We start from the raw sequence: 6,308 nt of genomic DNA on the forward strand, positions 1-6,308 counted from the left end.
GCACTGCACTCAGCCACCGATTGCTCCCACCATTGTCCGGTGGTATCTTTAAATAAATGGGAGGATACAGCGTCAGCATTGGACCAAGATATAAGTGTCATGAAGAGCGCTGCGACCAAACAAGTAGCTAGCTTTTTTTTCATAATATACCTCCTCTAGTTGAACCAGTCGGATACCTGCTAAGGAAATGCAGGCATTCGATTGATTCCCCTGGCTATTAATTAGACGCTACTGGTAATCATTTCGTTTCACACTTTTGTAAATCCTGTTTGAATTGGTAAAAAAATGGCATTCTCTTCTCAGAATGCCATTGATTTTTGTTATTTATTTATATCTGTTATCTATGATCCGATAGATTTCCGCCCAGGAATGGCACCGAATCCCCTGCCAAGGCCAACACTGATTATGAGGAGCCTCAAAAAGAATAACATTTACTCCCCCATCATCCAGTTGATAAGCATTATGTATATTATCCTCAACCATATACCGAACTTCTAGTTCCCTGCAAAGATCCAACTTGTCATGAGAATTTAAAAGGTGCAAACCCGTATATGGAATACCTTTGTTTTGCAGCCAGTTTTCCGTGATCTCCTTATATTTGGGATGGCGGGCAGTAATAATATGAACCTCCCACCCCTCTTCTACTAATCGGTTAATTTTTTCCCGGGCCAAAGGTATCAAGGGGCTTGATGTAATAATCCCCTCTTCTTTTTGATCCATTAGTTCGTTGAATTCTTGCTCACTAATATTATATGTCTTACAGAGGCTATATTGCTTTATATCCTTCCCTTGTAAGAGCTTACCACAATAGGCGTTAAATGTATCCACTAACAAATCAAAATTATCAGCAACGGTACCATCTAGATCAATGCCAATTCTCAAGGTGATTCCCCCTTTTGACATCTGTATTGTCCTTTGTTTGCCCCATAATTTATGAGTATATCTTGTCTTTTATCTAGGCGTCAAATAGTAAAATTCTTTGGCTGGGGTCATAATAAACAAAATATGATAAAGAGGTGTTAACCATGACCCTATCCCCTGGCGAAAGAATACTCTACGCTTTCTTTGACACTCTGGTAGCCGCCAAAAATGCTGCCTCTGCCCTGGAGAAAGCCGGTTTTGATTTACCAGTGGTGGATCGTACAGACCGACATGATGCAGGCCAGTTCTTAGCTAATTCATCGCTTCACCCGGAAGGTACCGGAGAAGCTCTGGCTCGTATTGACTTTAATCATGCCTTTTTCCTCACATTTAAAACTACGGATGATTATGTTAACAAGGCCATCAAAATTATCCAAAAACATGAGGGAATTGTTTAGATCAATCGTTATTTAGGACGGTAGGGACTGCATTTAATGCCCACCGTCTTTTTTAACAAATACCCCAGTTAAGGATTATCCCATCCATCTTTGGCATATTCACCAACAACAACCGCGTCACGGCCAGAATATTAGAAGACTATCACAATAAATTAATAAGCTATCTGAAGGGGCAGGGACTAAAATAAAATTCACCCGGATTGCCGGGTGATCTGGGGGTTTAGCCATGTATCACTCTGTCTGATAATTCCGCCTGCTTACTATCGTTAAATCTGTCCAGAGTACTTAAATAACCCGTAATTCTGCGAACTCGCTTAATATTGGACTTAGCTCGGGACCGTATCTCCAACTCTTCGGAGCTTATTTCGATAATACTAATTTCCGCCAATTCTTTTCCCTTCAGGACATAGCGTTCCTTTTCTTCTCGAATGATACCATCTATTTCAGACTGACTTATTTGACCAAGCACACTTATTTTCATTGAGAGGATACCCCCTTTTTTATTCCTAATTATAGAGTGTCGGGGGCTACAAAACAATTTCCTGAATCGAAAGTAAGGTAAATGTAATAAATAATCCCATGATAAATCAAACCATGGGATGTTGGAGCCGACGATGAGATTTGAACTCACGACCTGCTGATTACGAATCTGGTTCAGTGCCTTTTGTATAGTTAGGCGTAACTTGTTAAGGCTTGTCCAATAAGGTTTTATAAACTTTAACATTTGTTACCATAAAGTAAATTTTGGAGACATTTTAAAGCCACTGTCCCCAAAATGTCTCCATGCATCCCCTAATATTTTGATCCTATCTTTTTCTTTAGTACCCAGGGCTTGTTCTGTATTTTATTCTTCCAGCTTGGGTCTGATTATGTTGGTTTGATTAATGTTGAGAATAATCGTACTTGTTTGATTGTATTTTGAGGATCACCGAAATTATTATTAGTACACATTAGCCCTCTGTTATGCACTTATTGGAAAAGGCTCAACAACATTCTGGCTCTACAGCTAAAATTTTGCAGTTCCAACTTAACTACTTGTTGGCAAAATGGTTGGGTTTAACTTTGGAACTCCAATTTCTGTAGGTCTTTTTCAACCAACCGCTGATTGACACTGAAGCTGGGTCATGCGCCTCCACAGTCTCTCCTATTGCGTCTAGTTCCTCCTGCGTTATGTCGGGGTGGACATAGATAGTGACGGCTTCCTCTGTGCCATAGACCGGACTTGTGCCGTTTGGTTGCAGGGGTTGGATTAGGTTTTGGCCTAGTAGATCGTCGGCTAGTTTGCTGAGGTTGACTGGTTTTTGTATGCAAATTGGTAAGTAGTTCATGTTAATCACCTACCTTTGTAACAGCTAGATTCACATTTGATACAGTTAGAGAGGTTCCGCTGGTTTGCAAGGCAGCAATGTTAAAATAGTCACCCGCGTTAAAGGATTGAAGAAACGTGAGACAAACAACCGTTGACTTTCCGGTTTCCGTCGTGGGCGGCATTTGTATTAACTCATGTGATGTAGCTCCGTTTATAACTGCGGCTACTTGTCGCAAACCTGTGTTACTGAAACCGAAATTGACTAACGCTGTAACCAGATACTTTCCTGGAGTATTTATTTGTATTTTTCCAGGTGCAGAAAGGTTGAAAAAGCTATCGGTGTCTATATAAATAGAATTAAATGTTAAATGGGTAAGTGTGTTATTTGTTAGGGATTGATTTACGGAATTATTACCTATTTTGCAGATAGGAGTTTTCCTCAACAACCCCTTATTCCTCAACGCCATTTCCAACGCTGTCACATCGGTAGTCACCTTTGCCAACTCGTCAACCAGAGTGTCTACCGTAGACTTAATATTGCTGTCGTAAGTAGCGTCAACAGAAAGAAGTGGTGCGGTAAACTCTTCTGGTAAGGCTTGGTAGGTTACGCTATATTGGGCTGTTGGGTCATAATACTGTGGCTGTAACCTAGCACCAATGCCATCATGATAACCAATACCTGTCCTAATTTCCCAGTTAAAATCTACGTTATCTCCATCAAATATATCAATTATATTTTTTAGCCTGTTTTTAAGCGGCTTATTACTAGCATGGTTCAGAACGTAAAAACCATCACCATTAAATGGTGTGTCAACCAACTCCCTCACCACAACACCCTCAAACACTTCTACCTGATTCGCACCCTCATGTAAGGCAAGTTCACCTTCATACGGTACTACTTCCATGGTCGGAGTGGCTAGCTGGTAGTGGAGTTGGTACTGTGTCCATTCAAAATAGGAAGAAGTTGGCGTATTTGATATACCTACTTCCGAGTTCTTATTTATTTTATACCAGTGTTTTGTTCCAGTACCGTTATAATTTAAACCTGTAATACCATCGTACATCCGCCACCCCATAAAATACGCCTTAATCTCATCTACTGTTGGGGTGTAGTTTTCGCCCCAGCCGGAGTCTGTGTTTGCGATGGAGATATAAAAGTCCTTGTAACCTGACAGGGTATTAAAATGAGCTGCGTCTGCCTCAGTTAAAACCGATAGCGGTGGAATGATCTTGCCATCATATTTAACGCAGTTTAATGAAGCGTGTCTCATAGCTTGACCAAGGTTTCTTACTCTCACTGTTTTATACCCAGGGAGGGATTTATCTAATTCCCAAGGCAAACTCCCATCCAAAACCTTCTTCTCCCACTTCTTAGTCCGCATCCACTGCCCGTCAATTTCCTCCAGCGTTTCGCCTTCGTAGAGAGGGGTTTGTAAGTAGAGGTGAGATGGGTTGTAGGGTTTAAATTCGGTTGGGAGTGTGTCTCCGAGGACGAGCATTGGGTTTCTAATCGCTGAAACTGCGGTATTGTCTACGTTATACCAACGCACTTTAGCTTTGACAGCTGTAGCTGGTGTTACTATTTCTGTTATACCTTTCCCCGCGAATACTTGTGAAATAAAAATTCCAGCTTTGTCATAAAACTCAAAAAGTAAATTCCTGTTTGCTGTGTTTAACTCAACAGAAGCTGTATACTGTTGCCAGCCCACGACTTGTATCCATACTTCTGATGTTCCGTTTATATTTGCAGAACTATACAACTCGTACTGATTTACCAGAGTATGCCCGCTTAGTAGCGTCCACTGACTAAAAGGAGGCAGTAAATTCTCACCTTCAACACGTACAGCAGGGTTTTGCACACATTGGAAGGAGTCAACATAGGGGTATCGTTCTGCCATTTGTTCCGGAGTTAGGGTGTCGATTTCCTTATATTCCAATTCACTGAGTTCATAGAGTCGAACACCGTCAACGTACCCATGCTGATTTTGCACTGGGTCGTGTATTACAAAATTAACAAGAGCGGTTGATATTGTTGCCGGTGCTATAAATTTAGCAAAAGACAAATTGAACTTAGCAGTATCTTTGACTTGAGTTCCTGTAAAGTAAGTACCACTATTAAAATCCATACGAACAAAACAAAAGCCAGTACCGCTTCCGTTTTTAATCAAACCTAAAAGTATATATTTACCATTTGGTTTAATTAAGGTAGATAGATTAGTATTTAACCACGTTCCAGTGCTTTTACCTAATTTTGCCACTAGTTTAATTGAATTATTACCATAAACTTTATCCGTATTATCTAGCGCAATTTCAGCCTCTCCGTAAGGAGACCACTTCCCCACATCATCACAATTCCCGTCCCTACCTAGCAAGTTAACCAACTGCCGCCCCTTAAATTTCGGCTTTAACTGTGCCGCCCTGGGCGCATTTAGGGTGCTTAGACCATGAGGCAAGGTGACGGATTGTTTGCTGTCGCTTTTTACTTCCTGAGTGTAATCGGCCAAATGCACATCAAGGTCCGTCTTTTTTGCAGCATTTTGATCCAATAACTCCAGGTTTTCGTTATACGCCTGCCGATTGACAACTTCATTCCCCAGTGGTTTTTTAAGTCCAAAATTCGGCGTTATAGTAGGCATTTTCTTCCCCCTTATCTTTTTTATAAAGAATAACTCCGGTAACTGTGTTGCTACCAGGGCATAATCGGGGCACGCCCTGGTTAAGGCGTTTGTAAGTGCAAATTTTAAGCTTAAGCTAAAAATTACATAGCACCAACACCATCGCACCTGCTCCCCACACCCTTTCCAACACCCAGACACCACGATCCCTTACCAAGTCACAGGTCATGCCATCGTCGGTTGAGCACCGGTAGCGGTCTGCGTAAGGGTCAAGGCCCGATGGTCCCGAAATGTACTTCAACAGGATGACACCTTTAGATAAGGTACCTTTACCTTTCCAGGAGAAACTAAACGGCTGTACGCCAGAGCCTAGTTGAATCTGCACGGGCTGAATATAAATTACTCATTGATCGACACCCCTAGGTTTAAGTTTATCAATATGTACGGGTAATCAATAGGTAAAATTATCCATCTATTTCCCATTGCTCCCATAGGTTTTGAAGTTGATCTATATGCTGAGCTGGGGGTATTGCATCACCTATCCCTTTTCATGGCCTCATGCATACATCTGCAACATTATTAATTGCACATAGGCTAGGTCATGCCAATATTACCACGGCTGGAAACATTTACGCCCATGCTCTACGGAGTGCTAATAGAGAAGCAGCAGATAGGCTAGACAGTATATTTACAGCACCTAAAAGGGAAGTAAAAAAGAACAGGCCTAGTGTCTGTTCTTCAGGCTGTTGAGAAAGCCAATGATAGTAGATATTTAAAGATAAGTAGTCCTAAACCATGAAAATCAAAGGTTTAGGGCTATTTTTATGATATAATGGAAGAAAATGCAAGATTGTAGGTGGTAAAAATACTAACCTCAAATGACAAGACTCAAAGCAGTTTTGAATTTGTTTGTATTGAAGAATTAGTTCCTCAAAACCATTTACTACGAAGGATAGATAAGTACATAGATTTTTCGTTTATTAGAGAAAAAGTGCAGCCTTATTATTGTTCTGATAATGGTCGCCCCTCTATTGATCCTGTTGTATTATTCAAGATGATTCTAAT

The 6,308-nt window shown here is 40.9% G+C and carries 6 protein-coding genes and 1 pseudogene; 2 read left to right on the forward strand and 5 right to left on the reverse strand.

The features are described 5' to 3' along the window. Nucleotides 1-324 precede the first annotated feature (324 nt). Nucleotides 325-882 (reverse strand): 5' nucleotidase, NT5C type, encoded by a 558-nt coding sequence (locus tag BUA78_RS19495; RefSeq protein ID WP_072917875.1) that lies wholly within the window; start codon nucleotides 880-882, stop codon nucleotides 325-327. Nucleotides 883-1,025: 143 nt separating this feature from the next. On the opposite strand from BUA78_RS19495, the gene BUA78_RS19500 reads away from it, so the two are divergent. Continuing rightward, the gene (locus BUA78_RS19500) at nucleotides 1,026-1,319 is read left to right on the forward strand and encodes a hypothetical protein (RefSeq protein WP_072917877.1); all 294 of its coding nucleotides are present in this window, start codon (nucleotides 1,026-1,028) and stop codon (nucleotides 1,317-1,319) included. Between the two features lie 220 nt (nucleotides 1,320-1,539). Here BUA78_RS19500 and nrdD read toward each other — a convergent pair. The 4 genes and pseudogenes from nrdD to BUA78_RS20420 all read right to left on the reverse strand — a co-directional run. Next, nucleotides 1,540-1,641 (reverse strand): annotated as a pseudogene (nrdD, locus tag BUA78_RS21165) (anaerobic ribonucleoside-triphosphate reductase); the annotation flags it as partial. 709 nt (nucleotides 1,642-2,350) lie between these two features. Beyond that, complete coding sequence (locus tag BUA78_RS19510) at nucleotides 2,351-2,647, reverse strand: hypothetical protein (protein WP_072917882.1); 297 nt, start codon at nucleotides 2,645-2,647, stop codon at nucleotides 2,351-2,353. A 1-nt stretch (nucleotide 2,648) separates the two neighbouring features. Further along, nucleotides 2,649-5,264: a hypothetical protein gene (locus BUA78_RS19515; protein WP_072917885.1), complete on the reverse strand. Its 2,616-nt coding sequence runs from the start codon at nucleotides 5,262-5,264 to the stop codon at nucleotides 2,649-2,651. A gap of 115 nt (nucleotides 5,265-5,379) precedes the next feature. Continuing rightward, on the reverse strand, nucleotides 5,380-5,544 hold the full coding sequence (locus BUA78_RS20420; protein ID WP_175549092.1) for a hypothetical protein: 165 nt from the start codon (nucleotides 5,542-5,544) through the stop codon (nucleotides 5,380-5,382). A gap of 564 nt (nucleotides 5,545-6,108) precedes the next feature. Here BUA78_RS20420 and BUA78_RS19520 point away from each other — a divergent pair. Beyond that, nucleotides 6,109-6,308 (forward strand): transposase (locus BUA78_RS19520; RefSeq protein WP_476580470.1); only part of this gene is annotated, 200 nt, incomplete at its 3' end.

Source organism: Desulforamulus aeronauticus DSM 10349, assembly GCF_900142375.1.
Taxonomy (GTDB): domain Bacteria; phylum Bacillota; class Desulfotomaculia; order Desulfotomaculales; family Desulfotomaculaceae; genus Desulfotomaculum; species Desulfotomaculum aeronauticum.